Annotated in this window: 17 protein-coding genes and 1 tRNA gene; 4 read left to right on the top strand and 14 right to left on the bottom strand. The window is 62.6% G+C overall.

Annotated elements, in window-relative coordinates; genetic code table 11:
• Positions 1 to 43: 43 nt before the first annotated feature.
• Complete coding sequence (locus EN845_RS05355) at positions 44 to 2,113, bottom strand: FAD-dependent oxidoreductase (RefSeq protein WP_127870877.1); 2,070 nt, start codon at positions 2,111 to 2,113, stop codon at positions 44 to 46.
• A gap of 225 nt (positions 2,114 to 2,338) precedes the next feature.
• Here EN845_RS05355 and argE point away from each other — a divergent pair, with 225 nt between their 5' ends.
• Positions 2,339 to 3,496, top strand: a complete 1,158-nt coding sequence (argE, locus tag EN845_RS05350) for an acetylornithine deacetylase (RefSeq protein ID WP_127870876.1) — start codon at positions 2,339 to 2,341, stop codon at positions 3,494 to 3,496.
• A 15-nt stretch (positions 3,497 to 3,511) separates the two neighbouring features.
• On the opposite strand, the gene EN845_RS05345 is transcribed toward argE, so the two are convergent.
• From EN845_RS05345 to EN845_RS05325, 5 genes are read right to left on the bottom strand one after another with little or no spacing between them, the layout of a single operon-like run.
• Positions 3,512 to 4,447 carry a LysR family transcriptional regulator gene (locus EN845_RS05345; RefSeq protein ID WP_015316459.1) on the bottom strand — a complete coding sequence of 312 codons (936 nt, stop codon included), beginning with the start codon at positions 4,445 to 4,447 and terminating at the stop codon, positions 3,512 to 3,514.
• Positions 4,448 to 4,495: 48 nt separating this feature from the next.
• Positions 4,496 to 5,986 carry an aldehyde dehydrogenase gene (locus EN845_RS05340; protein ID WP_127870875.1) on the bottom strand — a complete coding sequence of 497 codons (1,491 nt, stop codon included), beginning with the start codon at positions 5,984 to 5,986 and terminating at the stop codon, positions 4,496 to 4,498.
• Positions 5,987 to 6,005: 19 nt separating this feature from the next.
• Positions 6,006 to 6,680: a DUF1028 domain-containing protein gene (locus tag EN845_RS05335; RefSeq protein WP_127870874.1), complete on the bottom strand. Its 675-nt coding sequence runs from the start codon at positions 6,678 to 6,680 to the stop codon at positions 6,006 to 6,008.
• Positions 6,677 to 7,123, bottom strand: coding sequence for a RidA family protein (locus EN845_RS05330; RefSeq protein WP_127870873.1), 447 nt, complete (start codon positions 7,121 to 7,123; stop codon positions 6,677 to 6,679). Before EN845_RS05330 ends, EN845_RS05335 begins: the two co-directional genes overlap by 4 nt.
• 44 nt (positions 7,124 to 7,167) lie before the next feature.
• Positions 7,168 to 8,442, bottom strand: coding sequence for an NAD(P)/FAD-dependent oxidoreductase (locus EN845_RS05325; RefSeq protein ID WP_127870872.1), 1,275 nt, complete (start codon positions 8,440 to 8,442; stop codon positions 7,168 to 7,170).
• A 386-nt stretch (positions 8,443 to 8,828) separates the two neighbouring features.
• On the opposite strand from EN845_RS05325, the gene EN845_RS05320 reads away from it, so the two are divergent.
• Positions 8,829 to 10,448: a GMC family oxidoreductase N-terminal domain-containing protein gene (locus EN845_RS05320; protein ID WP_127870871.1), complete on the top strand. Its 1,620-nt coding sequence runs from the start codon at positions 8,829 to 8,831 to the stop codon at positions 10,446 to 10,448.
• 322 nt (positions 10,449 to 10,770) lie between these two features.
• Here EN845_RS05320 and EN845_RS05315 read toward each other — a convergent pair whose 3' ends face one another.
• The 3 genes from EN845_RS05315 to EN845_RS05305 form a co-directional block, all read right to left on the bottom strand.
• Complete coding sequence (locus EN845_RS05315; protein ID WP_245511674.1) at positions 10,771 to 11,529, bottom strand: ABC transporter ATP-binding protein; 759 nt, start codon at positions 11,527 to 11,529, stop codon at positions 10,771 to 10,773.
• Positions 11,530 to 11,651: 122 nt separating this feature from the next.
• On the bottom strand, positions 11,652 to 12,455 hold the full coding sequence (locus EN845_RS05310; RefSeq protein ID WP_127870869.1) for an ABC transporter permease: 804 nt from the start codon (positions 12,453 to 12,455) through the stop codon (positions 11,652 to 11,654).
• A gap of 92 nt (positions 12,456 to 12,547) precedes the next feature.
• Positions 12,548 to 13,531, bottom strand: a complete 984-nt coding sequence (locus EN845_RS05305) for an ABC transporter substrate-binding protein (RefSeq protein ID WP_127870868.1) — start codon at positions 13,529 to 13,531, stop codon at positions 12,548 to 12,550.
• Positions 13,532 to 13,935: 404 nt separating this feature from the next.
• On the opposite strand from EN845_RS05305, the gene EN845_RS05300 reads away from it, so the two are divergent.
• Positions 13,936 to 14,193, top strand: coding sequence for a hypothetical protein (locus EN845_RS05300; protein WP_127276936.1), 258 nt, complete (start codon positions 13,936 to 13,938; stop codon positions 14,191 to 14,193).
• A gap of 5 nt (positions 14,194 to 14,198) precedes the next feature.
• Here the strand turns inward: EN845_RS05300 and EN845_RS05295 are convergent, their stop codons facing one another.
• On the bottom strand, positions 14,199 to 14,435 hold the full coding sequence (locus EN845_RS05295; protein ID WP_127276934.1) for a hypothetical protein: 237 nt from the start codon (positions 14,433 to 14,435) through the stop codon (positions 14,199 to 14,201).
• Between the two features lie 206 nt (positions 14,436 to 14,641).
• Here EN845_RS05295 and EN845_RS05290 point away from each other — a divergent pair, with 206 nt between their 5' ends.
• Positions 14,642 to 15,361, top strand: a complete 720-nt coding sequence (locus EN845_RS05290) for a Crp/Fnr family transcriptional regulator (protein WP_127276932.1) — start codon at positions 14,642 to 14,644, stop codon at positions 15,359 to 15,361.
• 11 nt (positions 15,362 to 15,372) lie between these two features.
• On the opposite strand, the gene EN845_RS05285 is transcribed toward EN845_RS05290, so the two are convergent.
• The 4 genes from EN845_RS05285 to EN845_RS05270 all read right to left on the bottom strand — a co-directional run bounded on the left by EN845_RS05285 (position 15,373) and on the right by EN845_RS05270 (position 16,916).
• The gene (locus tag EN845_RS05285; RefSeq protein ID WP_127870867.1) at positions 15,373 to 15,594 is read right to left on the bottom strand and encodes a hypothetical protein; all 222 of its coding nucleotides are present in this window, start codon (positions 15,592 to 15,594) and stop codon (positions 15,373 to 15,375) included.
• Positions 15,595 to 15,637: 43 nt separating this feature from the next.
• Complete coding sequence (locus EN845_RS05280) at positions 15,638 to 15,829, bottom strand: hypothetical protein (RefSeq protein WP_245464296.1); 192 nt, start codon at positions 15,827 to 15,829, stop codon at positions 15,638 to 15,640.
• Between the two features lie 201 nt (positions 15,830 to 16,030).
• Positions 16,031 to 16,107, bottom strand: a tRNA-His gene (locus EN845_RS05275).
• Between the two features lie 350 nt (positions 16,108 to 16,457).
• Entirely contained in the window at positions 16,458 to 16,916 is a 459-nt protein-coding gene (locus tag EN845_RS05270; RefSeq protein WP_127870866.1) for a phasin, read from the bottom strand.
• Between the last annotated feature and the right edge of the window lie 241 nt (positions 16,917 to 17,157).

The raw sequence follows: 17,157 nt of genomic DNA, 5'->3' as shown, positions 1-17,157 counted from the left end.
GCGATCAAGCAGCGCGACGCTCCTGCGATCCGTGCCTTACGATCTATCCCGCCGCCAGCGCCGTGACTTCCCGCCGAAACGGCAATGCGTCGCCGATGTCGGGTTCGTCCAGCTCGCGGGCGAAGCGGTGGCCGGCATAGGTTGCCCATGCGATGGGCCCCGGTGCTTCGGCGTCGCCGATGACCTTGACCGAACGGATGCCATTGTCGGCCCACTCGTTTTCCCGGACCTTGAGATCGCGCCAAACGGCGTCGTCCTGATTGCGAGAGGTGACCAGGACGACGGCGTCCGCCGCCAGATTCTGCGTTGCGCCGGTGTAGACGCAAGCCGTCACGACACCGCCTGAAGCGACACTCACGACGCTCCTGTTGAGCACGATATCGACCCCGAGCTCCGCCAGGCGGCGGTGGATGGCACCCTGCTCCAGCGTGTTGAGGGTCCAGTCCGAGACATAGGCCGATGGCGTCACCAAGGTCACCTTCGTTCCCTGACGGGCCATCAGCTCGGCGAGTACGCCGCCCATGTAGTAGTGGTCGTCGTCGAACAGCACGACCTTGCCGCCTGGTACCTTGCCGGCCATCAGATCATCGGGCGTATGAACCGACATCGCGGCGTCGATCGGCATCGGCACGACATGGGCACGCGCGACGCCATCGCGGCGCCAGGTCGATCCGGTGGCGATGGCGACGTTCTGGAAGCCGAAGGACAGGATGTCATCCGCCGTCAGCCGGCTTTCGAAATAGATGTCGACATCAGGCATCTGGCCGAGCTGATGCTGCCGATAGTCGCGCACCCTGCCCCAGGCGGACAGGCCTGGAAGTTTGCTTTCGCGCGCCACGCGCCCGCCAAGCTCGGTACCTGCTTCCGCGATGGCCACCTTGTAGCCGCGCATGCCGAGCGCACGCGCGGCCTCCAGTCCGGCAGGCCCGGCGCCGACGATCAGCACGCTGTCGCTGTCGCCCTTGGCCTGCATGCGCTCCGGATGCCAACCCTTGCGCCATTCCTCCATGAAGGTCGGGTTTTGCGTGCAGCGCGAGATCGACATGGTCATGTCGCCGGTGATGCAGATGTTGCAGCCAATGCATTCGCGGATGTCCTCGATGCGGCCCTCCTCGACCTTCCTCGGCAGGAAGGGATCGGCGATCGACGGGCGGGCGCAACCGATGAAGTCGAGCGTGCCTGACCTGATCATTCTCACCATCACGTCGGGCGAGGTGAAGCGGCCGACGCCGACGACCGGCTTCGAGGTCAGCTTCTTGATGCCCGACACCAGGTTTTCCTGCGCCGCCTCTTCCTTGAAGCGCGACGGGCCGGAGCAATCCTCCCAGGCGCCGTGCGCGAGATCCCACAGATCGGGCAGGTCGGCATGCATCTCGATCATGTCGCGGACTTCCGAATTGGCAAAGCCGAGCTCGCCGATCATCTCGTCCAGCGACAGCCTGAGCGTCAGGCCGCAGGTGTCGCCGATCGCGTCGCGCCCTTCCTCGATCAGCTCGCGCATCAGCCGCGAACGGTTTTCCAGCGAGCCGCCATATTCGTCGCCGCGCTGGTTGGTGGCCGTCGACAGGAAATGCTGGATGATGCCGAAACCGTGCGCGCCATAGAGGCACACCAGGTCGAAACCCGCCTGCTTCGCGCGTTTGAAGGCATTGCGGTGCCAGCGACGCAGGTCGCGGATGTCCTGCTTGTCCATGGCGCGTGCCTGCACCGGATCGTTGGTGAAGGTGCGGATCGGCAGGGCCGACGGCCCTCGCGGCACCTCCTTGGTGTAGAGGTTGGGACCGTTGATCCCGGAATAGGCGAGCTGGATGCCGGCCAGCGCGCCGTGCTCGTGCATGGCTCTCGCCATCTTGGCCAAGGCCGGAATGTCGGCGTCGTCCCATAGCCGCAATTCGATGAAGGGCGTGATCTCGGAAGTGTGGTGCATCTCCGTCTGCTCGGTGAAGATGACGCCCCATCCGCCTTCCGACTTGATGCGGCGCATCTCGGCCGCGGCCGACGGATCTCGATAGCCGCCGCCATTACAATGCGGAACCTGATAGAAACGGTTCTTGGCCGTTACCGGACCTATCTTCATCGGCTCGAACAGGATGTCGTAGCGTTGGTCGCGCATGGTGCTTCCTCCGTGCCGGCCCGGCACTGCCGGTCCCGCCGAGACTACTCATAGATTGGAGCCGGCGCGGGAAAACTACGGATTTCTTCTGCGCCGATTAGGACGCGCCTAATCGCGCGCGCCGGCGCGGATTAGTCTGTGTTGAACCGGGGCTGAGCGAAATGCGACTTCAGGGCATTGGCGGCATGGTGCTAGACAGCCAGGACCTCACAGCGAGACTGGAACATGGACAGTATCAGGATACTCGAAAGGCTGATTGCATTCCCGACGGTGAGCCGCGACTCGAACCTCGACCTGATCGGCTATGTGACCGACTTGCTCGAAGCGAACGGCGTTGCCTGCCAGATCGTCCGCAGCGCGGACGGACACAAGGCCAACCTCTTTGCCACCATCGGCCCGGCCGACCGGCCCGGTGTCATGCTGTCGGGCCACACCGACGTCGTTCCCGTCGACGGCCAGAACTGGACGCTGCCGCCGTTCGAAATGACCGAGCATGACGGCAAGCTTTATGGACGCGGCGCTGCGGACATGAAGGGTTTTGTGGCCTGCGCGCTCGCGGCCTGCGTCAAGGCCTCCAAGATGGCGCTTCGGACGCCGCTGCATCTGGCGCTCTCCTATGACGAGGAAGTCGGCTGCCTGGGCGTGCGCGACCTGATCGAAATGCTGAGCGCGGCGCCGCAACGCCCGCTGCTGTGCATCGTCGGCGAGCCAACCAACATGCAGGTGGCGACCGGGCACAAGGGCAAGCTTGCCGCTCGCGCCATCTGCAGGGGACGCGAAGGCCATTCGGCGCTCGCCCCACTGGCGCTCAATGCCATCCATCTCGGCTGCGATTTCGTGCGCGCCTTGCGCGACGAACAGGAGCGGCTGGCCCGCGACGGCGCCCGCGACGGCGACTACGACATTCCCTACACGACGGTGCATGTCGGCAAGATCAATGCCGGCGTCGCGCTCAACATCGTGCCCAACCTGTGCCAGGTCGATTTCGAGATCCGCAACGTTGCCGCCGACAATGCCGCCGGCATTCTCGACAGGCTGCGCATTGCTGCGGCGCGCATCGCTGAGGACGCGGCTTCGATCGCGGCCGAGGCCGCGATCGAAATCGAGATCACCAATACCTATCCGGGCCTCGACACGCCGGCCGCATCGGCGGCGGTGGCTTTCGTCAAATCGCTGACTGGTGCCAACGACACGATGAAAGTCGCGTTCGGCACGGAAGGCGGCTTGTTCAGCCGCGATCTCGGCACGCCTGCCGTCGTCTGCGGGCCGGGCTCGATGGCGCAGGGACACAAGCCGGATGAATTTGTCAGCGTCGAACAGCTGCGGCGTTGCGACGGGATGCTGGACAGATTGCTGGAACGGCTCACGGACGGCTGGCCGTGATGCGAATGGCAGCCCTCACTTCACGATGCGTTCGGTGCCGAAGACACCCTGCTCGACGACGAAGCGGCGGCAGTGGTCGATGAAGGCCTGCACCGTCAGCGTGCGATGCTCGGCGTTGGGCAAGGCAATGCCTATGGTCAGCGGCCTGAGGTCCCCCAGCAAAGGCACGAAGACCAGCAATTTTCCGTCCGGCGACATGGTGTTGAGCGGCCGCATATTGGCGATACCGTAGCCGAAGCCATTGGCAACCATCGAGCGCATCACGGCGATGTCGCCGGTGCGCTCGACGATCTTGGGCCGCAGGCCCCTGGGCTGGAAAGCCGACAGGAAGTATTCGCGGCTGTAGGGCAGATCGAGCAGCACCATCGGCTCATCGACCAGTTCCTCGGGGGTGATGCCTGCCTTCGCCGCCAGGCGATGCGCGGCCGGAAGCATCACATAGGCCGGCAACTGCATCAGCGGCTCGAAGGTCATGTCCTGCGACAGCTCCAGATCGTAAGTCAGCGCGGCGTCTATCTCGCCACGCTGCAGCATCTCGAACAATTGGCCCTGGTTGCGTTCGAATTGCCGGACGCGCACATCGGGATAGGCATCCTCGAATTTCTTGCGCAGCGCCGGCAGCACGATCTGCGCGAAAGTGAGCAGGCAGCCGATCGCCAGCGGTCCGCGCACCTTTTCGGCGATGTCGCCGGCAATGTCGTGCAGCGCGTCGGCATCATTGAGCAGCCGCGCGGCTTCCTTGAGAAACAGGCGTCCGCCCGCGGTGAGCGCCAGGGCATGCGAGTGCTTGCGCACGAAAAGCTGGACACCGAACTCGGCTTCGAGCTGAGCGATCGACGCCGAGATGGACGGCGGCGAGACATTCACCTGCTCGGCCGCCTTGGCGATCGAACCCGCTTCGCCAACGGCGACGAAATATTCGAGCTGTCTGAGCGTAAAGCGGAGCGGCATGGTTCTATGTTGCCGGTTTGCGGCTGGTGATCAAGTCGCGGCCACTCCTCAGTACTTGATCCAGGTGGTCTTCAGCGCGGTGTATTTGTCCAGCGCGTGCAGCGACAGGTCGCGCCCGAAACCGGACTGCTTGAAACCGCCGAAGGGAGTCATCGGGCTCAGCGCATCGACGGTATTCACGGAAACCGTGCCCGCGCGCAGCCTTTCCGCGAGGCGATGCGCCCGCGACAGGCTGTCGGTCCACAGCGATGCAGCCAGGCCGTAGACACTATCGTTGGCGATGCGAAGCGCCTCGTCTTCGGTGTCGAAGGCGATCACCGACAGAACCGGACCGAAGATCTCGTCGCGGGCAAGCGGGTCGTCGGGCGACACGTTGTCGAAGATCGTGGGCTGCACGAAACTGCCGCGCCCATCGACGGCGACCCGGTCGCCGCCGGTCACCAGCCGTGCCGACTTCCTGCCGCCATCGATGAAACGCATGACGGTCGCGGCGTGGCGCGCGTCCACCATCGCACCCATCCTGGATGCTGGGTCGAGCGGATCGCCGGGCTGGGTCGCGGTTGCGCGCTCTGCCAGTTTCTCGACCAGCGCATCCTTGATGCCGCGTTCCACCAGAAGCCGGGAATTGGCCGAGCAGACCTGTCCCTGGTTGAAGAAGATGCCGAAGGCGGCCATGTCGGCGGCCGCATCCAGATCGCCGCAATCCGCGAACACCAGATTGGGGCTCTTGCCACCGGTCTCCAGCCAGACCTGCTTCATGTTCGACTGGCCGGAATATTGCAGGAACATCTTGCCGACAGCGGTCGACCCCGTGAAGGCGAGGCAATCCACATCCATGTGGCGGCCAAGCGCCTGGCCAGCCGTCTCGCCGAGGCCGGGCACGACATTGAGCACGCCGGCGGGCAGGCCCGCCTCCATGGCAAGCTCGGCCAGCCTGAGCGCCGAGAATGGCGATTGCTCGGCGGGTTTCAGCACCACCGAATTGCCAGCGGCTAGCGCGGGCGCGCATTTCCAGGTCGCCATGTCGAGCGGAAAGTTCCACGGCACAACGGCGCCCACGACCCCAAGCGGCTCACGCCGCACCAAGGCGAGGTCACCCCGGCCCGTCGGCGCCACCTCGTCATAGACCTTGTCTATCGCTTCGGCGTACCACTGGAAGATCGCCGCCGACCCCGGCACGTCGATTGTCGCCGCGTCCTTGATCAGCTTGCCCATGTCCAGCGATTCCAGCAGCGCCAGCTCCTGCAGGTTCTCGCGCAGCAATTCCGCCAGCCGCAGCAGCACCTGCTTGCGATGCTGAGGGCTCGCTCGCGACCAGACGCCAGCCTCAAAACTGCGCCGCGCCACAGCGACCGCGAGGTCGATGTCCTCTTCGCCGCAGGAAGCAACCTCGGCGAGCGTTGCGCCCGTGGCCGGATTGATGCTGGCGAAGGTCCGGCCAGAGCGGGCGGGCACCGCCTTGCCGTCGATGAACGCCCTGTCGCGAAAGCGGATCGCCGACGCCTTGCCGATCCAATCCTTATGACTGAGTTCGCTCATGCTGGCTCCAGATGTCGGACTATTCGTCACCGGGAACGCCATAGCTTGGCGCACCGGACGGATTGAGAGCGCGCGTGACATAGGCGTCGAGCTGGGGCTTGTAGATCTCCCACAGCGCCGCCAACTGCTCGATCGGGCAGTCCTCGGTCCAGTCGCAACGCAGGTCCGCGACCGGCCATGAAACATCGCGCACCAGCTTCATGCCGGCGGAGCGGACAGGTCCCGCCTCCCCGCCTGCATCGAGCGCGGCCCGCATGGTGGCGATCAGCCGGTCGCCGAGATCGCCTTCGGAGGCGAGAAAGGCGTCGACCATGGCTTGCGGAACCCTGTCGCTGGCAAGCAGATTGCCGCCGCAGGCGACGTCCTCGCCGCGCGCCTCGGCCCAGATGCCGAGTGCTTTCGGTCCCGAATGGATTGCGCTGCCGCCGGCCGCGTCGACCGCCAGCACCTGCCGGTATTCGCTGAAAGCGGCCGTGCGCTTCAGAATCGCGACGGCTTCAGCGGCGGAGGCACCTCGCGCCATCAGCTCCAGCGCCCGTGGCCCGAGCGTCGGGTCCGTGACGTTCTGGCTGGCAACCGCGCCGACGCCGGCCTGCGCGTAGGCGCAGCGGGCCGCGACGGCGGGAGACGACGAGGACACCGCCACTCCGAACATGCCTGTGCGCCGGCACCGCGCGACGATGGAGAAGGTCATGGCCTAGTCCGGGATGATGGCTGTGCATCATCCGGGATTACGGCGGTGCCGTCGATCTCGACCAGCCATTCCGGCCGCGCCAGGGCCGATACGACAAGGCCGGTCGAAACCGGATGCACGCCTTTGATGTATTCGCCCATTGTCCGGTAGACGGCTTCGCGATGGCGCACGTCTGTCAGATAGATCACCACCTTGACCAGATGCTCCATCGTGCCGCCGCATTCCTCGATGAGCTGCTTGATGTTCTGCATGACCTTGTGGGTCTGCTCGACCGGATCGTGGCTGCCGATGTTTTTGGCGGTGTCGAGATCCTGCGGGCACTGGCCGCGCAGATAGATCGTGCGGCCACCTCGCGTGACGACCGCCTGGCACAGATCGTTGTCGAGCTTCTGCTCGGGATAGGTATCCTTGGTATTGAAGGTGCGAATTCGCGTATGCGCCATATTGGTCTCCATCAGGTCGGGCTCGCGGCGGTCGTCGGCTTTGGTCAGGCGTCCACTGGCTCGCGCTTCGCGGCGGCGTCGTAGGCCAGATATTTGCGCTGCGTCGAAATACGGTCGGCCACGTGCTTGGCGTCGTGCCAGACGCCCCAGATAAAACTGGAACCCCTTCTCGATTGCCAGGGCAAGCCCAGGAAATAGATCCCTGGCTCGGTCGAGACGCCGCGGTGGTGCCTTGGCCTTCCCTTCTCATCAAAGGCATCGACCTTCAGCCAACTGTAATCGGCGGCAAAACCCGTCGCCCAGATGATCGCCGCCATCCCCGCCTCGGCCAGGTGCAGTTCGCGGATCGGATTGGTCATGCATTCGGGATCCGGTTCGATCCGGCGGGCAGCGGGCTCTTCGGGAAGGTCGAGACCGTTGCGCGCCACATAGGCGTCGGCCTCGTCCAGCAGCGACATCAGATTGGCATCACCGCGGGCAATGTTCTTCGCAAGATCAGGCGCGAAGCTCATCAGCCCGTCCTGATAGGTCCTTGTCATGCCGACCAGGGTGAGCCCTTGCTTCGCCAGTCGGCGGAAATCGATCGTTTCGCCGCCGCGCGCGCCGCTCACCGCGATCGTCACATGTTCCGTGCCGGGTCCAGGGGTTTCGAGGTCCCATTTGCCGAGAACGCCCAGCCACCAGCAGAAATCGCGCCCGCGATAGGCCCGCGGCGGGCGATCGTGCGGGCCGACCGAGAGGTAGACGCGCTTGCCAGCGCGCTGAAGTTCGTCGGCGATCTGCACGCCCGAGGATCCCGCACCGACCACCAGGACCGCGCCCTTTGGCAGCTGATCGGGGTTGCGGTAGGCACTGGAATGGATTTGCAGGATGCCTGCCTCCTTGGGGACGAGAGGCGGGATGACGGGGACCTGGAAGGGTCCGGTCGCGGCGACGATGCTGTTTGCCTCGATCAGGCCATCGGACGTCTCGACGCGGAATCCGGGCCGGCCGACATTTCTTTGCACAAGCCTGACCTCGACGCCGCTACGGATCGGCGCATCGATCTGCTTTGCGTAAGCGACAAAATAGTCGGCAACCTCCTCCTTGGAGGGAAAGCCATCGGGACCCGTAATCGGAAACTCCATGCCCGGGAAGCGGTCGTGCCAGGCCGGGCCATTGGCAACCAGGGAATCCCACCGCTGCGAGCGCCAGCGCTCGGCAATGCGGCCGCGTTCTAGAACGAGATGAGGCACCCCGCACTTGCTCAGGTGCTCGCTCATGGCCACCCCCGCCTGGCCACCGCCAACGACAAGCGTGTCTATCGTCTCAACCGACATGCCCAGTCCTCTCCTGACCATCCGACAGCTCCTGCCGCACGGGACGAAAGCCGATTTCCGGCGGCTGGCAGACGCAGCCTAGGTGATCCATTTCGCCGTGTTCCGGACAAGCCGCTTGCGCCATCCGGTCTCCCTATTGGCGCTCACAAGTAGCAGCACGTGGCGGTGGGCGCCCATAACGAATCTCCGAAGTCACGCGTAACCATTTCCGAATTTCTCGCGCCGACAGACGCATCTACAGTTTCAGCGATCGGGTCCGCGGCGCCGCATGAGGTGGCGGGCGAAGCCGGGCACGGGTCGGCACGGAACTGGTTGCGGAACAGGATGCGCTACCGCGGCGGCCCGTTCCGCAATGCCTCGCGCGCCGGCATTCTCGAGGGGCTGCCATGAAGGCTGAACGCTATGATCACATTGTCGTCGGCGCGGGTTCGGCCGGCTGCGTGGTGGCCAATCGGCTGAGCGCCGATCCGTCGGTCAGAGTGTGCCTGATAGAGGCAGGCGGCAGCGACAACAGCCTGCGGATAAAGGTGCCGGCAGGCATTCTGGCGCTCTATGGCAACCCGAACTACGACTATTGTTTCGTCGGCGTGCCACAGCCCCATCTCAACAACCGCAGCATTCCGGTAAACCGGGGCAAGGCGCTGGGTGGATCGAGCTCGATCAACTCCATGGTCTATATTCGCGGCGCCGCGCAGGATTATGACGAATGGGCCGGGCTCGGCTGCGCCGGATGGGCCTACAGCGACGTGCTGCCCGTGTTCAGGAAACTGGAGCGCAATCTGGTCGCCCAGGACCCGCGCTACCACGGCACGGACGGCGAGCTTATGGTCGACAATCCGCGCGATCCAAACGTGCTTTCCCGCATGTTCGTCAAGGCCGGTGAAAATGCCGGCCTGCCCGCCAACGAAGACTTCAATGCCGAGGGCCAGTTCGGCCTCGGCATCTACAACGTCACGCAGAACCGGGGCCAGCGCTTCAGCAGCTTCACCGCTTTCATGCGTCCGGTGCTCGATCGCAAGAACTTGACCCTGCTCAGCGCATGCGAGGTGATCGACCTTGTCATCGCCGAAGGGCGCGCGACTGGACTGCGCGTGCGCCATGACGGCCAGGAGAAAATGCTCTCGGCCAGCCGCGAGATCGTGCTCTGTGCCGGAGCCATCAACTCGCCCAAGATCCTGATGGCGTCCGGCATCGGCCCGGCAAGCGAACTCAAGCAGATCGGCATCACGCCGGTTCTCGACCTGCCCGGCGTCGGCAAGAACCTGCAGGACCACATAGACGGCATGATCACCGTGCGCTCCAGGAGCACCAGGACGCTCGGCCTGTCGCTTGCCAACCTGCCCCGCATCGCGGCAGCACCGTTCCAGTATTTCGCGCGCCGCAAGGGCATGCTCACCACCAATTATGTCGAGGCTGGCGGCTTCGCGAAAACCAGGCATGCGAACGGCCTGCCCGACATTCAGTTCCACTTCGTGCCGGGCTATCGCAGCCACCGCGGCAGGCTCATCGAATATGGCCATGGCTATGCCATTCATACCTGCGTGCTCAGACCCAAAAGCGCGGGCGAGATCAGGTTGTCACGCGACAGTTCTCGGCGCGACGTTCTGATCGACCACCGTTTCTTCACGGATGAAGAGGACGCCATGGTGCTTGTCGAAGGCATCAAGATCGCGCGCAAGATCCTCGCCGCATCCGAGTTCGATCCGGTGCGTGGCAAGGAAGTGCTCCCAGGCGAGGATGTCCGCAGCGACGACGAGATCCTCGCCTATCTGCGCGCCGAAGCGCTGACCGTCTACCACCCTGTCGGGACCTGCAAGATGGGGACGGACGCGATGGCGGTCGTTGATCCGGCGACGCTGAAAGTGCGCGGCGTGGATGGGCTCCGGGTCGCGGATGCGTCAGTCATGCCGAAGCTGATCGGCGGCAACACGAACGCGCCAAGCATGATGATCGGACAGAAGGTTTCCGAGATGATCCTCGGCTCGGGACATCGCGGTGGCAAGTAGGCCATCGCTGTTCTGGTGAACCGTCGCAAACGTCCAGAATTGTCTTAAGCCCTCCAAACGTCGTCATTCTATGGCGGAGCAAGGAGCGAAGCGACGCGCGCAGACCATAGAATCCATTCCGTTACGCTAAGGCGTTGCTACCGTGCAGAATTCTGCTCCGCTGCGTCGCTCGGCCAAGGTCACGGAATGGATCCTCGGGTCTCCGCGTCCGCTTCGCTCCCGCTCCGCCCGTGGATGACGAAGCAGAGAGGCTTCGGCCAATTCCCAGCATCCGCGCTGAAAGCCTGCAGCCTTTTCAGAGGCCCCATGTCGAGAGACTGGTTCAGTGGTCCTCGTCGATCTCGTCATGCAAGAGGCCGAGGATGCGGCGCTTGAGCGCGATGAACTCGGGTTCGAGGATCACGTCCATCGAGCGCGGCCTGGGGATCTCGACCTTGATCTCGGCCTTGATCTTGCCGGGCCGGGCCGTCATCACCAGAACGCGATCGCCCAGGACAAGCGCCTCGTCTATATCGTGGGTAACAAACAGCACCGTCTTCTGCTGCCGCTCCCAGACGCGCAAGAGCAGTTTCTGCATGGTGCCGCGCGTCTGGCTGTCCAGGGCGCCGAAGGGCTCGTCCATCAACAGAACGGCCGGGTCGTTGGCAAGGGCACGCGCAATCGCCACGCGTTGCTTCATGCCGCCGGAAAGCTGAGCGGGGTAGTGGTCGGCAAAGGGCGCGAGGCCGACCTCGTCGAGATACTGGTCGACGATCTGCTTGCGCTGCCCCGCCGGCAGACCCTTGCGCCTGGGCCCATATTCGATGTTGGCGCGCACCGTGAGCCAGGGAAACAAGGTGTAGCTCTGGAACACCATGCCTCTGTCGGGGCCAGGCTCGATCACTTCCCTGCCATCGACCTTGATGCTGCCCGAAGTCGCGTCATTGAGGCCGGCCGCAAGGTAGAGCAGGCTGGATTTGCCGCATCCCGAAGGGCCGACGATGACGCAGAATTCATTCCTTGCCACCCCCAGCGACACATCGTCCAGCGCCAGCACGCCGTTGGCGTCGCCGTAACGCAATGTCACGTCTTCGATGGCCATCGTCGTGCCGGTCGGGCGCGGATCGCCGGTCGTCGAGGCCGTGCCGGCCAGATTTTTCGCCTTGATGGTTTCGGTCATTGCCATCCTTGATCCGACTGCGGTTTGCGAGCTTGCGTTCAAAATCAGGGTGCCCATGGCGCGACCCTCGCCCGGACAAGACGGAACGCCGTGTCGGTTATGAGGCCGAGAAGGCCGATGGCGGCGATCGCCATGAAGATCACATCGACCTGAAAACCTCGCATCGCCTTCAGGCTGATGTAGCCAAGGCCGCTCGACGCGGCGACGAGTTCGGCCACCACCAGATAGGTCCAGGCCCAGCCCATGGTGACGCGAAGCGTGTCGAGGATCGCTGGAAGCGCTGCGGGGAAAATGACGTGCCACACGGCTTCGCTGCGCTTCGTGCCGAGGGTGTAGGAGGCGTTGACCAGATCCCTGGATACGCCGCGCGCGCAGTCGGAAATCATCACGAGCTGCTGGAAGAAGGTGCCGAAGAAGATCACTGCTATGCGCTGCTCGATGCCGATGCCGATCCAGAGGATGAACAGGGGCACGAACGAGGTCACGGGCAAGTATCGGATGAAGTTGACCAGGGGCTCGAGCGGCGCCTGCACCACCCGGTAGGTCCCCATCCACAGTCCCAGCGGCACCGAGATCAGCGAGGAGACGATGAAGCCCAGGATCACCACCTTGGCACTGGTCAAGGTGTGGTAGAAAAGGCTGCCGTCCAAAGACATGCGATAGGTCGTCTGCAGCACGGTTCCGGGCGTCGGCAGGAACATGTTCGGCACGACGCGGCCATAGGACAGCAAAGCCCAGCCGCCGATCACGACCACCCACATCGCCAGGGCCAGCGTTGTCGCCGTGCTGGCGGGAATGTTGGCGAATGGGGTCGTCAGGCGCGTCCACGCCGTCCGCCTCTGTGCCATGGGATGGTCTCCGTTGATCTTCTGAAGCGCGAAGTTCTGGCCTGTCGGAAACCGGGTTCGGCCCACACGGACCGACCCGGCTTCCCGAAGGCTCACTGTTCCCTGATGAAATCGGTGTCGAGGATTGTCTTCGCGTCGATCGTCATCTTGAGCTTGCCGGCCTTGCCCCAGATGTCCTGCGCGAAGTTCACCAGGTCGGACGCCTCGCTCTTCTGCGGCGTGCCGAAGAATTCCAGGTTGCGATCGCGGTCGTAATAGCGCACGCCCTTGGCGCCGGCGGCGAAATCCTCGGGCTTTTCGAGATAGCCGCCAATGCCCTTGGCCATGATCTCATAGGCCTTTTCCGGATTGGTCTTGATGTATTCGACCGCCTTGTAATAGCCCTTGACGAGGGCCTTCACGTCTTCGGGATGCTTTTCGATCAGATCGCATTTGAGGGCGATCACATCGACGATCAGGCCGGGGGTGGTCGTGGAATCGATCAGCACCTTGCCCTTGCCGCCCTTGCGGACTTCGGTGAGGTGAGGCTCCCAGGTCACCGCGGCGGGAACCTGGCCGGCGATGAAGGCGGTCGCCGCGTCATCGGCGGTCATGTTGGTGATGGTGACGTCGTCCTCGGTCATGCCTTCCTTTTTCAGGAGCACGTTGAACCAGAATTCGGAAACGGAGCCCTCGTTCAAGGCCACTTGCTGGCCCTTCAGATCCTTGAGCGCCTTGACGTCGGGCTGCGTCACGACGCCATCACCGCCATGGCTGTCGTCCAGCGCCAGGACGTATTTGAAACAGAGATCGTCGGAGCGGTACTTCATCAGCTCGTCGACGGTGGAGGCGGCGCCATCGAGATCGCCGCCGGCGACCGCCGCCATGTAAAGTGCTGATTCTTCTATGATCTTCAGGTCGACATCGACGCCGGCCTCCTTGAAGTAACCAAGGTCGCGGGCAAGAAACAGCGGCCCGTAGCCCACCCAGGTCGTCATGCCAAGACGAATGGCGCCTGCGTTGGCTGGCGCCGCAAGCCCCAGGCCCAGCAGGCCTGCGCCGACCGCGCCCATCAGGCAATTTCGGAATGTCTTCATTGTCGTCGTTCCCCTATGGCTGTTGCCGACATCGGCCTCATGCAAGTGGCGTATGCCGGCTGTGTTTCGGCAGCCGCTCTTGTTTGGGCGTCGCCTCCCAGCGAGCCTTGCGTGTTTTAAGGTCCGCAAGAGAGCATCCGGACCGGATCGCAAAAAGAAGTCTTTTTCTGCCCATTGCTTCGTCGAAACCGAAGCGCGGTCGATAGCCAAATCGGCGACCTAGTGCCGGTCTTCATGCATGGATTGCGGGAGCCAGCCGTTTGGTTATTTTCGTACAAATGTTTTTTCGTGACACGCTGGGCGGGTGGTTTTATGAATCCGGTGATCGATCCGCGCGTCCGGCATGCCTTCTGGTGCGCAATGCCTGATCGCTTCGGGCCGGTTCGAGACCAAAGGTGACGACCATGCGGGAATTGCCGAAAGACATTGACGCCGATGTGGTGATCGAAATCAGCAGGTTGCTGGACGACAGCGCTCTTTTCGCGCCTGTCCGGGTTCATGAACTCACAGCAAGGGTAAGGCAGAAAGTGAAGACGGGTTTGCCGGACCGTTCAATTGAAGAGCTGATCGTGGAAATGGCCTCCTTGCGTCGGTTGGCCATGGCCTTCGAGCTGCCTGGATCGGAAAATGTGGTGCAAATTCCAGAGCGACTCCTACGCTGACCGGGTCACGCGCTCCACAAGGCGGTCAGGACAAGCGACGCCTCGAGCACCTGGGCACCGGTCTCATTGCGCACCTTGACGGTGATCTTGACCAGGTCGCGATCCGGCATTTCGTCACGGGCGACATCCTGCAAAATGCGAATGGCTTCTGCTCTCGCTTGTTCTCGCGATTCGAACGGCTGGCCATCGTCGTCCGGCACGAGGCCATCGCCGTTATAAAGATCGAAATGATACCGTTTCATTTTCGGGCAGCCTTGGACATCTCTAGCGTGCTAAATACTTGGCGACGCTGGAGGTTCCCTGTCGGCTCTGGCGTTTGCGCCAGAATGGGCGCAGGCTGTCAAATGATAGTGTCCGCCATCTTCCGAAGGCCTAGGGTCCGAGCGCTATCCTTGCGTCCGAGACAGTTGGCGATCGGCGTTTCAACCCCGATCCCTTCGAGGCCATCATGTTAGAGTCTCTCTATCTGCAACTCGGCCAGCACGACACAGTGTCGGACGAAGAGAAGGCCTTGTTGGCCGAAACGGTTTGTTTCGGACGGGAGTTCGAAAAGGGGCAGGATCTGGTCAAGGCGGGGTCGCGGCCAACCTATAGCACCATGCTGCTGGATGGCTTGGCGGCACGCTATAAGGTGCTCGAGGACGGCGGCCGGCAGTTCACGTCCTTGCAGGTGCCCGGCGACTTTGTCGATCTCCACGCCTTTTTGCTCAAGACCATGGATCACGGCATCGTCGCGCTGTCGCCTTGCCGGGTGATGTTCGCGGATCACAACAAGCTGAAAGCCATTACCGAACAGGCCCCTCACCTGACCCGGTTGTTGTGGCTGGACACGCTGGTCGATGGCGCCATTCATCGCGAATGGATCGTGGCGATGGGCCGCCGTTCCAAGACCTCGCACCTGGCCCATCTCATGTGCGAATTGTTCGTGCGCCTGCAGGCGGTGAAACGCACCAACGGCATGAGCTTCCATCTACCGCTGTCACAGGCCGAAATGGCCGACGTGCTTGGGTTGTCGGTCGTGCACATGAACCGGGTGATCGGGGGCTTGAAAAAGATCAAGGTGATCACCTGGACGAACCATGTGGTCACCATTCTGGACTGGGACCAACTTGCCAGGCTTGCCGAGTTCGATCCCACCTATCTGAGCATCAACAACGAACCGAGATAAACAGGCTTGGCTCAATTTGCGGTGCTGCTGTTCTCGTCAAAAAACTGAATGCCCCGCACAGCAGCCTTCTTGGTGATCAAGCCTTTCAGATCCGCATCCGATCGCTCTGTGCCGGTCCGCTCCCGCAGCATGGCTATGGCGGCTTGCATCGACGAAAAGGGACGGTCCTGCAACTCGTCGAGGATGGCGTCCACCGACGCCGCGACGTTTGTCGGTTCGGGATTTATCGACATGGCCTTACGTCCGACTCGCCTGCCTAATCGGCATGGCAGGTGTTTAAAGGCGCTTGATACCACCCAGCTTCAAGCGAAGCCTTTGGCCCTCGGCATAGGCCAGGGCAAAGGATTCGAGGTCGAATTGGCAGGTCGTTTCCTCACCGCCGCCGATCACACGGACGAACCATTCACCGCAGCCTTCGACGACCTCGATCCGGGTTCCGACTTTGCTTTTGTGCTGGGTATCGTGCACGGCTTTCCTCGCAAGCATCAGCCAACGCGGGATTCTCGCACCAGAACGAGGTTCCGTCATTTAAATTTGATGTCTTTGCGCTGTACGAGTTTTGCCAAACCGTGCCGAGCCAATCTGTCGCGCCGGCGGCATAAAACGCGGCTCGCACAGGATTAGGCTCGGGAGCCCTAAACAGAAGATCCAATAGCTTGGCAAAGCCGATGGTACCGTTGGCTGGGATCGAACCAGCGACCTCCGGATCCACAATCCGGCGCTCTAACCATCTGAGCTACAACGGCACGTCTTAACGTTGGTAGCAGGATCGAGGTGGAAGGTTCACTCTCCGCGATCCGCTCTGTCGTTCGGCGATGCGTCCATACGGGCTTATGGATTCTAATTCAAGGCTTTTGCAAAGCAAAGGCCACTTCCCCACAGCGGTGCAGCTTTCGCCGGGCAAAGAAAAAGGCCGGCGGGAGGAGGTGCCGGCCTTTTCCTGTTACGAGCCAGCGGGAGGAGGTGCTGGCTGGTCACCCCGGAGGTGGAGGGAGGAGGTTCCACCCGCCGGGTATTCGCTCGACCGTCACTATCTCACATCTATTTGTCCGACAAAATGCGACCTTTTGTTGCATCCGCGGACGATGCGCAATTATTAGGCGGCCTTGATTTCCTTGATCGCCTTCTCGAAAGCGGTCTTGATCGGCTTCGAGACATCCTCGGCCGCCTTGGAGGCGACAGCCTGGAAGTCCTTGGCCTGCTCGACGGTCAGTTCGACGCGCTTGCGCAGGAAGGCGGTCTGCAACTCGACGACTTCCGACAGCGACTTGGCGCCGATCAGGGCTTCGAGATGCGAGAAGCCGGCCTCGGCATTGGCGCGCAGCGCGGCAATGGTCTTGAGCGACAGGTCGCTGGAAACAGTCTTGGCGGTCTCGTAGGTCGACTCCAGAGCCTTCTGGGTCTCCTCGGCACCGGTCTTGAGCTTGGCGTAGGCCTCTTTCGATTGCTCAACGCCCTTTTCGGCGAAAGCGCGCATCTGGTCGGTGGCCTTGGAAGCGTCGAAGCTCGGGAATTCAACGCTTTCGATCGTCTCGGCAGTCTTGGTCCTGGACATTTTCCATCCTTTTCAGCGGCAGCGGCTTTGACAGAAAGCCGTCTCGTTCATGTATGATGGCAATATAAAGGCAAATTTTGTGCATTGCAATATCCTTGTTGCAGTGCACAAAAAAATGTTTTTGGCCGTTAACCAAACAGCCAGAATTCAGCCTTTGCACGTTCTGGCTTGTGGACCTTCGTGGCTGCGGCTTTTATTAACAAAGCGTTAACTGCAAATCGCCGCTCCGTAAGGGTCCGCC

It is taken from the genome of Mesorhizobium sp. M8A.F.Ca.ET.202.01.1.1, assembly GCF_004791595.1.
Taxonomy (GTDB): Bacteria; Pseudomonadota; Alphaproteobacteria; order Rhizobiales; family Rhizobiaceae; genus Mesorhizobium.
Note: the sequence above shows the minus strand (reverse complement) of the source record. Positions and strands in the feature narration are given on the sequence as shown.